Origin of the sequence: Azonexus hydrophilus, from assembly GCF_905120355.1 — a bacterium.
Taxonomy (GTDB): Bacteria; Pseudomonadota; Gammaproteobacteria; order Burkholderiales; family Rhodocyclaceae; genus Azonexus.
This window is the reverse complement of the sequence record NZ_CAJHOB010000003.1, coordinates 103589-119861: the sequence shown is the minus strand read 5'-3', so window position 1 is coordinate 119861 and position 16273 is coordinate 103589. Positions and strand designations below refer to the sequence as shown.

15 protein-coding genes are annotated in these 16273 nt (G+C 58.5%); 14 read left to right on the top strand and 1 reads right to left on the bottom strand.

The genetic code is table 11. The features are described 5' to 3' along the window. Positions 1-33: 33 nt before the first annotated feature. Genes ccoG through JYJ39_RS03265 form a run of 3 tightly spaced genes read left to right on the top strand, consistent with a single transcriptional unit; the run spans position 34 to position 2113 of the window. Positions 34-1437 carry a cytochrome c oxidase accessory protein CcoG gene (gene ccoG / locus JYJ39_RS03275; protein WP_205202039.1) on the top strand — a complete coding sequence of 468 codons (1404 nt, stop codon included), beginning with the start codon at positions 34-36 and terminating at the stop codon, positions 1435-1437. An 11-nt stretch (positions 1438-1448) separates the two neighbouring features. Further along, positions 1449-1955 carry a FixH family protein gene (locus JYJ39_RS03270; RefSeq protein ID WP_240189522.1) on the top strand — a complete coding sequence of 169 codons (507 nt, stop codon included), beginning with the start codon at positions 1449-1451 and terminating at the stop codon, positions 1953-1955. 23 nt (positions 1956-1978) lie between these two features. Next, positions 1979-2113, top strand: coding sequence for a DUF3149 domain-containing protein (locus JYJ39_RS03265; RefSeq protein WP_205202037.1), 135 nt, complete (start codon positions 1979-1981; stop codon positions 2111-2113). A gap of 83 nt (positions 2114-2196) precedes the next feature. Here the strand turns inward: JYJ39_RS03265 and JYJ39_RS03260 are convergent, their stop codons facing one another. Next, complete coding sequence (locus JYJ39_RS03260; protein ID WP_205202035.1) at positions 2197-2733, bottom strand: NUDIX hydrolase; 537 nt, start codon at positions 2731-2733, stop codon at positions 2197-2199. A gap of 177 nt (positions 2734-2910) precedes the next feature. Here JYJ39_RS03260 and motA point away from each other — a divergent pair, with 177 nt between their 5' ends. The 11 genes from motA to JYJ39_RS03205 all read left to right on the top strand — a co-directional run bounded on the left by motA (position 2911) and on the right by JYJ39_RS03205 (position 16237). Next, positions 2911-3768: a flagellar motor stator protein MotA gene (gene motA, locus JYJ39_RS03255; protein WP_205202033.1), complete on the top strand. Its 858-nt coding sequence runs from the start codon at positions 2911-2913 to the stop codon at positions 3766-3768. 26 nt (positions 3769-3794) lie between these two features. Beyond that, positions 3795-4733: a flagellar motor protein MotB gene (gene motB, locus JYJ39_RS03250; RefSeq protein ID WP_205202031.1), complete on the top strand. Its 939-nt coding sequence runs from the start codon at positions 3795-3797 to the stop codon at positions 4731-4733. Between the two features lie 80 nt (positions 4734-4813). Beyond that, complete coding sequence (locus JYJ39_RS03245; RefSeq protein WP_205202029.1) at positions 4814-5179, top strand: response regulator; 366 nt, start codon at positions 4814-4816, stop codon at positions 5177-5179. A 75-nt stretch (positions 5180-5254) separates the two neighbouring features. Continuing rightward, the gene (locus JYJ39_RS03240) at positions 5255-7390 is read left to right on the top strand and encodes a chemotaxis protein CheW (RefSeq protein ID WP_205202027.1); all 2136 of its coding nucleotides are present in this window, start codon (positions 5255-5257) and stop codon (positions 7388-7390) included. A gap of 10 nt (positions 7391-7400) precedes the next feature. Beyond that, entirely contained in the window at positions 7401-7913 is a 513-nt protein-coding gene (locus tag JYJ39_RS03235) for a chemotaxis protein CheW (RefSeq protein ID WP_205202025.1), read from the top strand. A 1-nt stretch (position 7914) separates the two neighbouring features. Next, positions 7915-10347 (top strand): methyl-accepting chemotaxis protein, encoded by a 2433-nt coding sequence (locus JYJ39_RS14100; RefSeq protein ID WP_205202024.1) that lies wholly within the window; start codon positions 7915-7917, stop codon positions 10345-10347. Between the two features lie 24 nt (positions 10348-10371). Next, entirely contained in the window at positions 10372-13209 is a 2838-nt protein-coding gene (locus JYJ39_RS03225; RefSeq protein ID WP_205202023.1) for a methyl-accepting chemotaxis protein, read from the top strand. Between the two features lie 96 nt (positions 13210-13305). After that, positions 13306-14199: a CheR family methyltransferase gene (locus tag JYJ39_RS03220; RefSeq protein ID WP_205202188.1), complete on the top strand. Its 894-nt coding sequence runs from the start codon at positions 13306-13308 to the stop codon at positions 14197-14199. Further along, the gene (cheD, locus tag JYJ39_RS03215; protein WP_205202203.1) at positions 14180-14785 is read left to right on the top strand and encodes a chemoreceptor glutamine deamidase CheD; all 606 of its coding nucleotides are present in this window, start codon (positions 14180-14182) and stop codon (positions 14783-14785) included. The genes JYJ39_RS03220 and cheD overlap by 20 nt, the downstream gene beginning before the upstream one ends. Positions 14786-14804: 19 nt before the next feature. Continuing rightward, the gene (locus JYJ39_RS03210; RefSeq protein ID WP_205202022.1) at positions 14805-15860 is read left to right on the top strand and encodes a protein-glutamate methylesterase/protein-glutamine glutaminase; all 1056 of its coding nucleotides are present in this window, start codon (positions 14805-14807) and stop codon (positions 15858-15860) included. A gap of 71 nt (positions 15861-15931) precedes the next feature. Continuing rightward, positions 15932-16237, top strand: coding sequence for an STAS domain-containing protein (locus JYJ39_RS03205; protein WP_205202021.1), 306 nt, complete (start codon positions 15932-15934; stop codon positions 16235-16237). Positions 16238-16273: the final 36 nt, after the last annotated feature.

The window sequence follows — 16273 nt, the reverse complement described above, 5'->3', positions numbered from 1 at the left end:
CGCGCCGTGCCATTTTTATAAAAGCGATTGCCAATGAAACCTGAAAATACCCCACCCAGCAAGGATGAACCGCACGCGGTTGCCTTCTACGAGAAGCACAAGAAGATCTACATCCGTGAGGTCAAGGGCTGGTGGGCCAACTGGCGCTGGATTCTGGTCTGGTTGACGCAAGCTGTTTTCTACTTGGCGCCATGGCTGACCTGGAACGATCGGCAGGCAGTCCTGTTCCACATCGTCGAGCGCAAGTTCTATCTTTTTGGCCTGGTGCTATGGCCGCAGGATGTGTTCTATCTGGCGGTCCTGCTGATTGTGTCGGCCTACGCCCTCTTCCTGTTTACTGCCATAGCGGGACGCCTGTTCTGCGGTTATGCCTGCCCGCAAACGGTGTATAGCGAAATTTTCATGTGGCTGGAAAACAGGATCGAAGGTGACCGATCGGCGCGCATGAAGCTCGATCAGGGGCCATTGACTGCGCGCAAGATTCGTCTGAAAACCGTCAAGCATGCACTCTGGTTGATCATTTCGCTATGGAGCGGATTTACCCTAGTGGCGTACTTCACGCCGATGCAGGAATTGCTGGCGGCGTTGCCCTTTGGTTTGTCGGGTTGGGAGTTTTTCTGGGTCTTCTTCTATGCCGGCTTCATGTACATGCAGGCGGGTTTCCTGCGTGAGCAGGTGTGTAAATACATGTGCCCGTATGCCCGCTTCCAGGGGGTGATGTTTGATCCTGATACGCTGGTCATCACCTATGATCGGGAACGTGGTGAGCCACGTGGCGCTAGAAAGAAAGGGGCGTCTGGCGAGCAATTGGGGGACTGCGTGGATTGCGGCTTATGCGTCGCCGTCTGTCCGACTGGCATCGACATCCGGAATGGCATTCAGTACGAATGTATCGGTTGTGGCGCATGTATTGATGCCTGCGAGCCAGTGATGGACAAGATCGGCAAACCGCGGGGGCTGATTCGCTACACGACCGAGAATGCCCTGGCGCAACATTTCACCAAGAAGGATGTGCTCAGTCATCTGGCACGCCCCCGCATCGTGCTCTACTCCGCGGTTCTGGTGTTGATCTGTCTGGCGACAGCCTGGTCGATGGCGACACGTGTGCCGCTGATGGTGGATGTCATCCGGGATCGTTCCACCCTGTCGCGCGAGGCGGACGATGGTTCGATCGAAAACGTTTACAACCTGAAGCTCATGAACACCACCGAAAGCGCCCAGCGCTACCGGTTGACCGTGGACGGTCTGGCTGGCATTCGCCTGAGTGAGGAGGCGCCGATTGAAGTCCGGTCGGCCGAGAATCATGAAGTGACGGTAGTGGTGCAGGTGCCGCCAGAATCGGGCAAGAGCGGGGCTAACCCCATTTACTTCAACATCCAGGCAGAAAGCGACGCGAAAATTGCCGTGCGCGAAAAAGCCACTTTCCTGAAGCCATGAGAATGAACAGCATGACCTTGCAAGTACAAAATAAACCCTGGTACAAAGAGCCTTGGCCCTGGCTGCTTATGGCGGGACCAGGCTTGGTCATCGTTGCCGCCATCATTACCATTGTGCTGGCAGTCAAAAGTGCCGACGGTCTGGTTTCGGATGACTATTACAAGGAAGGCCTGGGGATCAACCAGCGCCTGCATCGCGACCAGCAGGCAGCGGCGCTTGGGTTGCAGGCGGATCTGATGCGGGCCGACAACAAGCTGCGCTTGCTGCTGTCGGCAGATCAGGCGCGCTTCTACCCTGAGGCGCTGACCCTGCATCTGACGCATCCGACCATTGATGGGCGGGATCAGCACATCGAAATGAAATCCGAAGGGGCGGGTTTCTATAACGGGGTTCTGGCCGCAGACGTGGCCGGGCGTTGGCACGTCAGCCTGGAGGATCCTGCGGGGCAATGGCGCCTTCAGGGAGACTGGCGTGCTGATCTTGATGAGCCGCTGCGCCTGCGCGCTAGAGCGGAATAACTTTTCAATAAGGGAGGTGTTAAATGGCTTGGACTGACTTGTTTTCCAGTGACTACGGCCTGATGAGCCTGGTTGTCATTGTGGGTGTCGTGGTAATTGGCGCAGTTATGGGAAAAATTTTCTCTGACAAGATCAAAGAGGATGCACAGGGTAAATAAATGCCCATCATTCTTGGCTGTTGATCAGACAGAATGAACCGCCCCGCCAGAGCAAGTGCACTGGCGGGGCTTTTGATTTCAGATCAGGATTCCGGTAAGAGTTCGTGCTCATAAAAACCGAATTCGCGGTGTCTCCGGTCGCGCAGATACACCTCCAGGCAGAAGCGCACGCTGCGAAATGAGAGTTCTTCCCACGGAATGGCTTCTGGCCGGAACAGGGCAACCTCAAGACTTTCCTCGCCGGCACTGTAGCTGGCAGAGGTGAGGTGACCACGGTAAAACAGGTGAATCTGGTTGATGTGGGCAATACTGATCATGGCAAAAGCAGCATCGATGGCAACCAGGGCGCCAGCTTCCTCATGCGTCTCCCGGCGTGCGGCCGCAGCGGCACTTTCGCCGTTTTCCATGAAGCCGGCAGGTAGTGTCCAAAAGCCGCGGCGTGGTTCAATGGCGCGCCGGCACAGAAGAATTTGTCCGTCCCATTCGGCAATACAGCCAACTACCATGCGGGGGTTTTCGTAATGAATATGTCCACAGCGTGAGCAGACCAGACGCGGCAGGTTGTCACCTGGAGGCACCAGACGCTGGCCAGCAGCGCCGCAAACGATACAGAACGACATGTCAGGGTGGGGTAAAGGCGGGTTTGCAGGCATGAAACGCCATGAGTCTAACATTTCCCGGCAATATCCCCGTTTCCCTGCAAGTTCTTTTGCGCGTTTGGAAAGGCTGTGGCTACAATAGCGCCGACCAAGAAAAATTATCCGGGCCGGCTATGTCGGTGACCTGAGAGGTTCTGCATGATTTTGTTCGTTGGCTACATCATCGTATTGCTTGCATCGGTGGGGACCTATGCGGTGCACGGCAGTCTGCTGGCATTGTGGGTGCCGATGGAGTATCTCGCCATTGTCGGCCTGACCATTGGCGGCTTCGTCGCGGGTAATAACGTCAAGGTCATCAAGTCCACGCTGGCAGCCATCCCCGGGGTGCTCAAAAGTTCGCCTTACAACAAGGCGTACTACGTCGATGTGCTTGCCTTGCTGTTCGAGATTCTGAGCAAAGTGCGCAAAGAAGGCTTGATGTCGATCGAAAACGACGTGGAAAATCCGGATGCCAGTCCGATCTTCACCAAATACCCGAACATCGTTGCTGATCACCACGTGCTGGAGTTCATGACGGATTACCTGCGCATGATGGTCGGCGGTAATTTGAATACTGTCGAAATCGAGAGCCTGATGGATGTCGAACTGGAGACGCATCATCACGAGGCGGCGGAACCCGGACATGTCATGTCCAAGCTGGGCGATGCGACGCCCGCGTTCGGTATTGTCGTGGCGGTGATGGGGGTGGTCAATGTGATGGGTTCGGTGGGCGAGCCGCCCGCAGTGCTTGGCAAGATGATTGGTGGGGCGCTGGTCGGTACCTTTCTCGGTATTCTTGTTTCCTACGGCTTCATCTCGCCACTGGCGGGGATCATGACGCAGCGGGCGGAAGAGTCCGGCACGATCTTCAAGACCATCAAGATGGTCCTGCTCGCGTCCATGTCTGGCTATGCGCCGCAGGTGGCGATCGAATTCGGACGTAAAACCCTCGGAGCGCACGACCGGCCGACATTCAGCGAGCTTGAGGAAGAGCTCAAGGCACGCAAGGGCAAGTAATTGCCGTTGCAGACCTGAGACTCAATATGGCAGACGATACCCGCCCCATAGTCATTAAGCGCAAAAAAGTGGTCGCCGGCGGTGGCCATGGCGGCGCCTGGAAAATTGCCTATGCCGATTTCGTGACGGCGATGATGGCTTTCTTCCTGCTGATGTGGCTGCTGGGGTCCACTTCCAAGGGAGACTTGCAGGGGATTGCCGATTATTTCCAGAACCCGCTGAAGGTGTCGATGCAAGGAGGGGATGGTAGTGGTGATGCAACCAGTATCCTCAAGGGCGGCGGCGAGGATCTGACGCGGCAGGCCGGGCAGGTAAAAAAGGGAGAAAAGGGAGATGTGGAAGCCAAGCGCACGACCTTTTCAAAGGAAGCACAAGCGGAATTCCTGCGCCAGGAGCGCGCTCGACTGGAAAAGCTGAAGGCCGATATCGAGAAGATGATCGAGGAAACGCCGCAACTGTTGCAGTTCAAGAAACAGTTGCTGCTCGATATCACCTCGGAAGGCCTGCGCATCCAGATCGTGGACGAGCAGAATCGTCCGATGTTCGACCTTGGCGGGGATCAGATCAAACCGTATGCCCGCGACTTGCTGCGGCAGATCGGCAGATTGCTCAATGGGGTTTCCAACCGCGTCAGCCTGGCCGGGCATACCGATGCCGCTCCGTTCAGCGGCGGCATTCAGGGGTTTTCGAACTGGGAACTTTCAGCCAATCGCGCCAATGCCTCGCGGCGTGAGCTGGTGGCCGGTAGTCTGGAGGCGCACAAGGTGATCCGGGTGGTTGGGCTGGGGGCGACGGTGTTGTTCGACAAGAATGATCCACTGAATCCGGTTAACCGGCGGATCAGTATTGTCGTGCTCAATCAGCGTACGGAGCGGGCAATTCTTAATGAAGAAGGCCCGACCAGCGATACTGATGGTGACGAGATACCCTATGTGCCGGGGTTGCCAGCGCCCGAGTTACGCTAATTTTGATGGCAGGACTGGATGAACGGCCGTATTGACGGATAATGCAACGTTTGTCCTGATGAGTAAAAGGAAAGAAGGTAATGGCCAAAGTCATTCTTGCGGTCGACGATTCGGCCTCCATCCGGCAAATGGTGTCGTTTACCCTGAAAAGCGCCGGCTACGAAGTTCTCGATGCCGTCGATGGGCAAGATGGGCTGGAGAAGGCGAATGCCCATGCAGTCGATCTGATCCTGACCGACCAGAACATGCCACGCATGGATGGTCTGAGCTTGATCAAGACCCTGCGGGCGATGCCGCAATACGCAAAAACCCCGATTCTGATGCTCACTACCGAGTCCTCCGACGCCATGAAAACGCAGGGTCGGGCGGCCGGGGCAACGGGCTGGCTGGTCAAGCCGTTTGATCCGCAGCGTCTAATTGATGTGGTGCGCAAGGTCATCGGCTGATACAGATGACGGACGGGAGGCGGAAGCTGCAGGGGCCGCATCGAACACTACGCAGTGGCGCCTAAGGGAGCGGGCATGGCCATCGACATGAGTCAGTTTTTCCAGATCTTTTTCGAGGAATCGGAAGAGCATCTGGCGACCATGGAATCCCTGTTGCTGGAGCTGGATGTCGCGCAGCCGGATCCGGAACAGCTCAACGCCATTTTTCGAGCAGCCCACTCAATCAAGGGGAGTGCGGGCACCTTTGGCTTTGCTGATCTGGCGGAAACCACGCACGTGCTTGAAAATGTGCTGGATCGCATCCGCAAGGGGCAACTTGCCCTGCGCGCCGATATGGTGGATGTGTTTCTCAAAGCAGGGGATGTTTTGCGCGGCATGCTGGCGGCGCATCAAGGGCATGGCAGCAGTGATCCAGTAGCAGTGGCTGCGTTGTGTACAACCTTGCAGCAGCTGGAGAGCGGTCCGCCCGCTACTGTTGCGCCAGCGGCAGACACGCCCGCAGCGGCTTCGCCGTCTGAGGATTCCGTTGCGACGATGGGGCGCTATCTGCTGCGCTTTGTGCCGACGGCGCATGCTGTGACATCGAATGCCATTCCGCAGTTGCTGGATGAATGGCGCGAACAAGGTACGGTGGAGGTCTTGCGCCAGCCGCTGGCGACGGATGACGATCTGACCTGGGAGGTGCGGGTCAGCACCAGCCAGGCGCGCTCGGCACTATCGGAAGTGCTCGAATTCGTTGCCGAAAGCGGCCGCTGGCAGTTGCTGGACGAGGGTGCGGTTGAACAGGCCGCCGGTTTCGGACTCTTCGACGCAGGGGAGCAGATCACCGCAGTGGAGAGTGTGGTACCTGACGCTGCGGGCGGGATAGAGGAAGGTGATGGCTTCGGGTTTTTTTCTCCCTTGCCGGAACTGACACCGCCCACACTGCTTCCTTCCTCTCCGGCCAGCCCGCCCGCAGCGGCGGCAGGTAGAACACCGACGCCGCCCGTGCCCCGCCGGAGCAAGCAGGGCGGCAGTGCCGATTCCTCGATCCGCGTCAGCGTGGAAAAGGTCGACCAGCTCATCAATCTGGTTGGCGAACTGGTCATTACGCAGGCCATGCTGCTGCAGTCGTCCCTGCAGTTTGCCGAGACCCTGCCCGAAACCCTGCACACCGGACTGATTCAGTTGGAGCGCAATACGCGTGATCTGCAGGAGTCAGTTATGTCGATCCGCATGCTGCCAATTTCGTCGGTGTTCTCGCGCTTTCCCCGGGTGGTGCGTGATGTTTCGGGCAAACTCGGCAAGCAGGTCGAACTGAAAACCGTAGGGGAAGCCACGGAGCTCGACAAGGGCTTGATCGAGCAGATCGCCGACCCACTGACCCACCTGATACGCAACAGTCTCGATCACGGCATCGAAATGCCCGAGGCCCGCCTGGCGGCCGGCAAGCCGGCGCAAGGCACCATCTTCCTGCGGGCTTTCCATCAAGGCGGCAACATCGTGATCGAAGTTGAAGATGACGGCGCCGGCTTGCCACGCGAGCGAATCCTCCAGAAAGCACGCGAGCGGGGTCTGCCCGTGTCGGATGCGATGAGCGACAACGAGGTGTATCACCTTATTTTTGAACCGGGGTTTTCCACTGCCGATGTCGTCAGCGATGTATCGGGCCGCGGTGTCGGCATGGATGTCGTGCGGCGCAATATCCAGGGCCTGGGCGGGCGGGTCGATATCGAGTCGGAACCCGGCGTCGGTACTTGCATGCGGGTACGCCTGCCACTGACGCTGGCTATTCTTGATGGCATGTCGGTGGCCGTTGGCGACCAGTTGTACATCCTGCCCTTGGCCTGCGTACTGGAATCCCTGCAGGCAACGGCGCAGGATATCCGCACCATGGGTAACCAGACGCATCTGGTGCAGGTGCGGGGGGAGTATCTGCCGGTTGTGGCGCTGCACGAAATGTTCAATTTGCAGTCGGCCTGGCAGGATTTTTCACAAGGCATCATGGTTGTGCTCGATGCTGACGGCGTCCGCGTGGCCTTGTTTGTCGATGCGCTGGTGGGGCAGCACCAGGTGGTGATCAAGAGCCTGGAAGCCAATTACCGCAAGGTCAATGGTGTGGCCGGCGCGACCATCATGGGAGATGGGCGGGTTGCTCTGATTCTCGACGTGACGGCGATAGCCAGCATGGCGCGCAAGGAAATCAAGAAAAGCCGGATGGGCGGCGGATGAGGAGTAGGCAATGAACCGTGTGCAGCAACGGGAATCCGAGGCGGTCCGGAACGATTCGCGAGAGTATCTGACTTTCACTCTGGGCGAGGAGGAGTACGCCATCGATATTCTCAAGGTACAGGAAATCCGGGGCTACGATCAGCCGACCCTGATCGCCAACACGCCGCCTTTCATCAAGGGGGTCATCAATTTGCGCGGCATCATCGTGCCGATTGTTGATCTGCGCCTTAAGCTCAACCTGCCCCGGGTCGAGTACACGCCGTTTACCGTGGTGATCATCCTCAATGTCGCCGGGCGGGTGGTGGGCGCGGTGGTGGATAGCGTGTCCGACGTACTGCGCCTGACACCGGACGAAATCCGCACTGCGCCGGAGTTTTCCGGAGCATTTGATACGCGTTACATCGTGGGGCTGGCGACTGTGGATGACCGCATGTTGATCGTCACCGACATCGAGCGCCTGATGCGCAGCAGCGAAATGGCCTTGCTTGACGAGGCGGTAGAACAAGAAGAGGGAGGCGCTTGAGATGCTGAATGTACGTAACTTCAAGATCGGTAGTCGGTTGATTTCCACTACGATCGGTGCGTTCGGTTTGATGATCGCTTTTGTCATCATCGCTTTGATCGGCTTGAGCAAGGTGGGAGAAAAAGCGCAGGTGATTGCGGTGGAAAATGCGGCGACTGCCGACATCATTGGCGAAATGCGTGCCGCCGTCGAGGAAGCGAACATTCGCGCCCGCAATGCCATCCTGTACGAAGAAACGGCTCGGCAGAACGCCGAAGAAAAGGAAATGCTCGCGGCACTGACTCGTTACCGGGCAAGCGAACAGCGCATGCTGGGGCGAGAACTCAATGCCGAGATGCGCGCCGCCATGAGTACACTGCCAGCAGTGCAAAGCCGCTCCGAGCGTGCCTTGCAGCGCCTGTTCATGCTGGTGGCTGCGGGTAGTCGCCCGGCGATAGAAACACATTTTGAAAGTTATCTTGCCCCGGCACTCGATGAGTGGGAAAAACGTCTCGATGCCCTGGTGGTGCTGCAGCGTCAGGCCAATGATGTGGCTCTGGAGGAAATTGCTGCGATTCGTGAGGAGGCGCGCATCATTTTGTTCGGGCTCATCATCTTTGCCGTGTTGGTGATGATTCCTTCCGGGATCTGGGTGACGCGTGGCATTACCCGGCCGCTGGGGCAGGCGGTGAGTATTGCCGGTGCGGTTGCCGGTGGAAAGTTTGACAATTCGATTGAAACCGGTGGGCGTGACGAACCGGCTCACCTGCTGCAGTCGCTGGCACGCATGCAGAGCGATCTGGCTGCGCGGACAGCCAGTGAACGGCGGGTTGCGGCAGAAATACTGCGGATCAAGGTGGCGCTTGATGTGGGTTCGAATTGTGTGACCCTGGTCGACGATCAGGGGCTGGTGATTTATGCCAATGCAGCGATGCTCGAGATGCTGCGGGTGGCGGAAGTTGATTTGCGCGCGGTCGTGCCGGAATTCCAGGCCAATCTGCTCGATGCTGGCAATTTCGCGGTCGCACGCCTGCACCAGGAATTGGGCGTGGAGCGCCTGCGACAACTGGAACATCCCTGGCGTACCGAGGTTGAGATTGGCCGACGGGTATTTGCCCTGGTGATCACGCCGGTGATCGATGCCAGCGGGCAGCGCCTGAGCACGGTGATCGAGTGGCTGGACCGGACCGGTGAGATAGCCATCGAGCGGGAGGTTGCGGCGATCGTCGAGGCGGCAGCCAATGGCAATTTTTCCTTGCGCGTGGCCTTGGCGGACAAGCGTGGCTTCTTCTTGCAGTTGTCCACCGCCATCAACCATATGCTGGAAACCAACAGTCAGGCGCTGCAGGCGGTCGGCGAGATGCTGGCGCGTCTGGCAGAAGGCGATCTGACCGAGAAAATCGAGACGGCGTATCAGGGCGACCTGGAGCGCGTACGCAACGATGCCAACGGCACCATCGATCATTTGCGTGAAATCGTCATTTCCATCAAACAGGCGAGCGATGCGATCAATACCGCCGCCCTGGAAATTGCCCAGGGCAACCAGGATCTCTCCGCACGCACCGAGCACCAGGCCTCCAGCCTGGAAGAAACTGCTTCCAGCATGGAACAGTTGACCAGTACCGTGCTGCAGAATGCCAGTACCGCGCAGCGTGCGCACAGTCTGGCTGAAGATGCGCGCAATGTGGCCGAGGTGGGGGGCGAGGTGGTCGGGCAGGTGGTGGCGACGATGAGTGCCATTCAGCAGTCGAGCAACCGTATTGCCGACATCATCGGCGTGATTGACGGCATTGCCTTCCAGACCAACATCCTGGCACTGAATGCGGCCGTGGAAGCGGCGCGTGCCGGCGAGCAGGGGCGCGGGTTTGCCGTGGTGGCGAGCGAAGTGCGTAATCTGGCGCAGCGAAGCGCCGCGGCCGCCAAGGAAATCAAGGGCTTGATCGACGATTCGGTGAGCAAGGTGGCGGCCGGTAACAAGCTGGTCGAACAGGCGGGCGGTACCATGCAGAATGTGGTGAGCAGTGTGCAGACGCTGGCCCGCCTGATGGCCGATATCTCGCACGCGAGCAGGGAGCAGAGCAGTGGCATCGAGCAGGTGGGGCAGGCTATCACGCAGATGGACGAGGTCACGCAGCAAAATGCAGCGCTGGTCGAAGAGGCCGCTGCAGCAGCGGAAAGCCTGCAGGAACAGGCCGAGTCGCTGGTCAGTCTGGTGTCGGTGTTCCGCCTGGCAAACACCGGGCAGGCAGGCTGGGGCGTGGCGTCCGAGCATCTGCCGGCAACCGGGGCTCTGGCAGCGAGCCGTCTTGGTATTGACGTTGCGGTATCCCGACATGCGCCGGAATGGAATGCGCCGCCCGCGCTCAGTGGAGAGATCGAGCCGCGTTCGGACGCCTTACTTTCCGCACCATCTGCTCTGGCGTCTGCTGAAGACGACGATTGGGCCGAGTTCTAACCTGCGAACGACAAGGACTACCGTATGCGTAACAACCAGCCGGTCAACGATAATGAAGTGCTGCTGACGAGTGAGCATCTGATCGTTTCGAAAACCGATCTCAAGGGCATCATCACCTACGTTAACCGCGACTTTGTCGAAATCAGCGGCTACGGCGAAGAGGAATTGATTGGTCAGCCGCACAACCTGATCCGTCATCCGGACATGCCCAGCGAGGCGTTTGCCGATCTGTGGCGGGACCTGCAGGCACGGCGCCCCTGGGTTGGGCTGGTAAAAAACAGGCGCAAGGATGGTGGGTTTTACTGGGTGACTGCTGCGGTTGCGCCGCTCTATGAGAACGGCAAGGTGACCGGTTACATGTCGGTGCGCCGACAGGCCAGCCGGGAACAGATCATGGCTGCCGACAGTGCTTACCAGCGCATCCGCGAAGGTCGTGCCGGACGTCTGCGTATCCGGCACGGGGCGGCGGTCGAGGGAGGGCCGGGCTGGTTCGCAGGCTGGTCCTTGCGGCACAAGGTCCGTACTGGATTTTCCGTCCTGCTGCTGGGGATGGTGCTGGTGGCGTCTCTGGGCTTGTGGGGGATTCACCGCGTGCACGAAAGTGCCGTGGCGCTCAACGAAAACAGCGTCAAGCCGGCGCAATCCCTGGCTGTCGTCAGTCGTCTGATGGCGGAAAACCGGGCCCAGATCCTGTTGTCGCTGCAGCATGATCCGGCCGGCGATTACTACGCTGCGCACGATCACGAACTGAATTTTCATCTGCGCCAGCTGGACAGCAATATTGCGGAAATTTCCCGCCAGTGGGAACTGTTCGCCGAGCGGATCGATACATCGGCAGAACGAGAGTTGGCGGATAGTTTCGCTGCAGCCCGCCTGAATTATGTCAGCAACGGTTTGTTGCCTGCCAAAGCTGCCTTGCAGGCCGGCGAATATGCAGAAGCCAACCGGATCTTGCTGGAGCAGGTTAACCCCGCCTATCTGGAAGCGGTCGGGAGCGTCGAAATGTTGACCCGGGCGCAGGCAGAGACAGCGCAAAAGCTGGCTGACCAGGGCGATGCGATCTATCACGATAACCTGCTGTGGGGACTGGCGATTCTCGCGATTGCGCTGGGCATGGGGATCGGGATTGCCGCAGCGATCATGGCGGCGATCGGGCGGCCGATTGCTGAAATACTCGCGGTATTCCGGGCGCTGGCCAACGGCGATTTCAGCCGCAATGCCGATGTCTCGCGCAACGACGAAATGGGTAGAGTGCTGCAGGGGTTGCAGACCATGCAGATGCACCAGAGCTTCAATCTGGCGGAAGTGCATCGCGTAGCCAACGACAATCTGCGGGTACGTATCGCATTCGACTGCGTCAATGCCAATTTGCGCATTGCCGACATGAATGGCACCGTGCTTTACGCCAACAAAGGACTACTCGATCTGTTGCGGCGGATCGAACCGAATTTGCGCGAACAGCAGCCCGGTTTCTCGGTTGACCATTTCGTGGGCAGCAATATCGGTAATTTTTATGCTGATCCACAATCTGCCTTGCGTGGTTTACGTGAATTGTCCGGGTTGCGTACCATCGAGATGGAAATTGGCGGACGTATCTTCAATGTCGTCACCAACCCCATCATCAATGAACGGGGTGAGCGCCTGGGCACCGTGGGTGAGTGGGTGGACCGGACAGCGGAAGTGCTGGCGCAGCGGGAAATGGCGAAGCTGATCCAGCGGGCCGCTGCCGGGGATCTCGACGCACGGCTCGACCCTTCGGCCATGGAAGGTTTTTATGCCGAACTGGGGGTGGGTATCAATACCCTGCTCGAGACCACGGCCTCGGCTATCAGGCAGATTGCCGAACTGCTGTCGCGAATCGCAGCGGGTGATTTGTTGCAGACAGTTGATGGCGAATTCAAGGGGCTGTTTGGCCAATTGCGTAATGATGCCAATCAGACGCTCAATCGTTTGCGCGAACTGGTCGGAGAAATCCAGGGGGCGGCAGAGATGATCACCGTTGCTTCCAAAGAGATCGCGCTGGGTAACCAGGATTTGTCAGCACGCACCGAGGAGCAGGCGAGCAGCCTGGAAGAAACTGCGTCGAGCATGGAAGAGCTCGCCGCGACCGTGAAGCAGAATGCGGAAAATGCCCGCCAGGCCAGCCAGCTTGGTGCCAATGCCCAATCTGTCGTGGTGACCGGGAGCGAGGTGGTGGGTCGGGTGGTGGCCACTATGGAATCCATTCAGCAGGCCAGCGCACGGATCGCCGACATTATTGGGGTGATCGACGGCATCGCGTTTCAGACCAATATTCTGGCGCTGAATGCGGCGGTTGAAGCGGCGCGAGCCGGCGAGCAGGGGCGTGGTTTTGCTGTGGTTGCGAGCGAAGTGCGCAGCCTGGCGCAGCGTAGCGCGACTGCGGCCAAGGAAATCAAGAACCTGATTTCTGATTCGGTGGCGCGGGTCGATGCCGGTAGCAAGCTGGTCGGACAGGCCGGGGTGACAATGGAGGAAATCTCACAGAGCATTGGCCGCGTTGCGGCGATCGTCAATGACATTGCCGTTGCCAGTCGCGAGCAGAGCATGGGCATCGAGCAGGTCAGTGAGGCCGTGATGCAGATGGACAAGGCGACACAACAGAATGCTGCGCTGGTCGAGCAGGCCGCTGCTGCTGCGGAGAGTTTGAAAGAACAGGCGATTTCCATGCATGGTGCGGCAGCAGTTTTCCGTTTGCCCGCCCGGGCACCGCAGCTTTCCGTTGGCAGGAAACGTCCGCCAGCGTTGGCGGCGCCGCAAAAAAAGCGGCCGAAGGAGCCTATCGATATGCAGAAAAAGGCGCGTTTGCCCGCCCGGCTGGACGACGAATGGGAGGAGTTCTGAGTGGCGCTGCCCCCAAAACCTCCGTTTCCCGGGCGCGCTCCGGTTGTGCCGCGTACCTCGCTGGCGGATACACCAGCCAGGGCGTCGACAGCGAGATTGCAGGGCGATCTGGGGCGTATTCTGCCCCTGCGTGAGGGCGCGGCGCGTGAGTTCGTGTTTTCCACTGCGGATTTCGAACGCGTGCGCAAGCTGATTCACCAATACGCGGGGATTTCGCTGTCGCCCGTCAAGAAGGACATGGTCTATTCGCGTCTGGCGCGCCGCCTGCGGGCATTGGGCAAGACCAACTTCAGTGAGTATCTGGATCTGCTGACGCCGGGGAGTGGGGATGAGTGGGAAAAATTCGTCAACTCCCTGACCACCAATCTGACCTCCTTCTTTCGCGAGCCGCACCATTTTCCGATTCTGGCCGAGCATTTGCGCAAACTCGGCAGCCAGCGACCGATCCGCATCTGGTGCTCGGCTGCGTCTACGGGCGAAGAGCCGTATTCGATTGCGATGACCGTGATAGAAACCTTCGGCACGGAGGTGAACAACGTCAGCATTCTTGCGACCGACCTGGACACCAACGTGCTGGTGACGGCGCGTAAAGGGGTCTATGGCATGGAGCGACTGGAGCGTCTGTCGCCTGAGCGCCTGCGCCGGTTTTTCCTGCGCGGCACGGGATCGCAGGAGGGGTTTGCTGCCGTGCGGCCGGAGGTCAAGCGTCTGGTGGAGTTTCGCCAGATCAACCTGCTTGACAATAGCTACGCAGTGCCGACGCCGGTGGATGTGATGTTTTGCCGTAACGTCATGATTTATTTCGACAAGCCGACGCAGTACAAGATTCTTTCCCGCTTTGCGCCGATGCTGCAACCTGATGGGTTGCTGTTTGCCGGTCATTCGGAAAGTTTCTTGCACGCGGCCAACCTCTTCCGCTCGCAGGGGAAGACGGTTTACGTTCTGGCAACTCAGCCGGAGAAGGACGCCAGTGCAACACGCCTACGATGAACATCTGGCGGCGAACCGCTATTTCGACCGGCATTTTGGTGCGGAAGCGGCCAAGATACTGCCGGGCGAGTATTACGTGTCCGACGCGGGCATGCTGCTCGTCACCGTTTTGGGCTCGTGTGTGGCCGCCTGTGTGCGTGATGTCAAAGCCGGTATTGGCGGCATGAATCACTTCATGCTGCCCGACGATGGGGGACGTGAAACCGTGGCGGCCTCGGCGCGCTATGGCTCGTTCGCGATGGAAGTCCTGATCAACCACCTGATGAAACTGGGTGCCCGCCGCAATCGCCTGGAGGCCAAGGTATTTGGTGGCGGCGCGGTGATGGCCAGCTTGACGAGCAGCAACGTCGGGCAGCGTAATGCCGAATTCGTGCTCAACTATCTCAAGACGGAAAAAATTCCTGTGGTGGCGAAGGATCTGCTCGATTCTTATCCACGCAAGGTGTACTACTTTCCGCAAACAGGGCGGGTGCTGGTCAAGAAACTGCATCGTGTGCATAACGAAACCCTGTTCAGCCGCGAACGCGACTACAAGGCACGTCTGTCGCAGGCGCCGGTGGCGGGCGATGTCGAATTGTTCATCTGATTAAGGACGTTCAGATTCCATGGCTTTTTCCAAAATTCGTGTGCTGGTCGTAGATGATTCGCCGCTGATGCGAAGCGTGCTGGCGACCATGATCAACAGTTTTCCCGATATGGAAGTGGTTGGTGAGGCGCCGGATGCGCCCAGTGCCCGCGAAGCGATCAAACAGCTCAATCCTGATGTGTTGACGCTGGATGTGCACATGCCTGGCATGGATGGCCTGGAGTTTCTCGAACGGCTGATGCGCTTGCGCCCGATGCCGGTCGTGATGGTGTCGTCTTATACCGAGGGTGCATCCGAAGTCACGCTCAAGGCACTGGAGTTGGGTGCCGTAGATTTCATCGGTAAACCGCGCTCGGATGCTGAACATACAATGGAGTCCTATGCAGAAGAATTGGCAGAAAAAATTCGCACCAGCAGGTGGGCTCGCATTCGCACGCGCTCACTGGCACCTGCCGTGCATCAGCCAGCGATGGGGCGAGCGATGCCGATGACGGGCGCGACCAGCGTTGGCAAGACGATTTGCCTGGGCGCTTCTACCGGAGGTACCGAGGCGATCAAGGATTTTCTCCAGAGCATGCCGGCCAACTGTCCTCCCATCCTGATCGTGCAACACATGCCGGAAAGCTTCACGGGTTCATTTGCCAAACGTCTGGATGGCTTGTGTTTGCCCCGCGTGGTGGAGGCGGGGAATGGCGAGCGGATCGAGGCCGGAACGGTATATATTGCGCCAGGGCATTCGCATTTGCGGATCAAGCGGACCGGCTCGGGCTTGCAGACTGAACTGCTGCGCAGCGAGCCGGTGAACCGGCATCGGCCGTCGGTCGATGTCCTGTTCGATTCTGCGGCAGAGGTACTGGGACGGCAAGCCGTAGGGGTTATCCTGACCGGAATGGGAAAAGACGGTGCCCGCGGCATGTTGCGCATGCGTCAGGCGGGGGCGCGCACTTTTGGTCAGGATGAGGCAAGCTGTGTGGTTTATGGCATGCCGCGCGAAGCTTTTCTGATCGGTGCGGTGGAAGAGCAGGCTTCTCTCGATGATATCGCCCGCCGTGTGCTGGCCGCCAGCGTGAGCTGAAATCTGTTTCTTCTTTATGAAACTAAAGTTTAAACTGCACCGGAGGATGTCTGGAATGAGGTGGTGGCGCAATGCAAATCAGGCTTGAGCGAGATAAAACGACGACTACCCTGCACCTGGCTGGGCGCTTCGATTTCAATACACTATCCGTTTTTCATGAAGCGTGCGACGATTTGCCTGTGCAAGCGGATATCCTTGGGGTGGAAATCAATTTCCTCAATGTGGATTATCTCGACAGTTCAGCACTGAGCGTGTTGCTCATGCTGCGCGAGAAGTTGCTTGCAGCGGGGAAGGAAATCACCCTGAGCGGAGCACGGGGCAATGTTCGACAAGTCTTCGATATTGCGAATTTCAATCGTCTTTTCCGGATTGTCTGATATTTTTCGGAATTCGGGTTTGGGCGATTGCGCGTT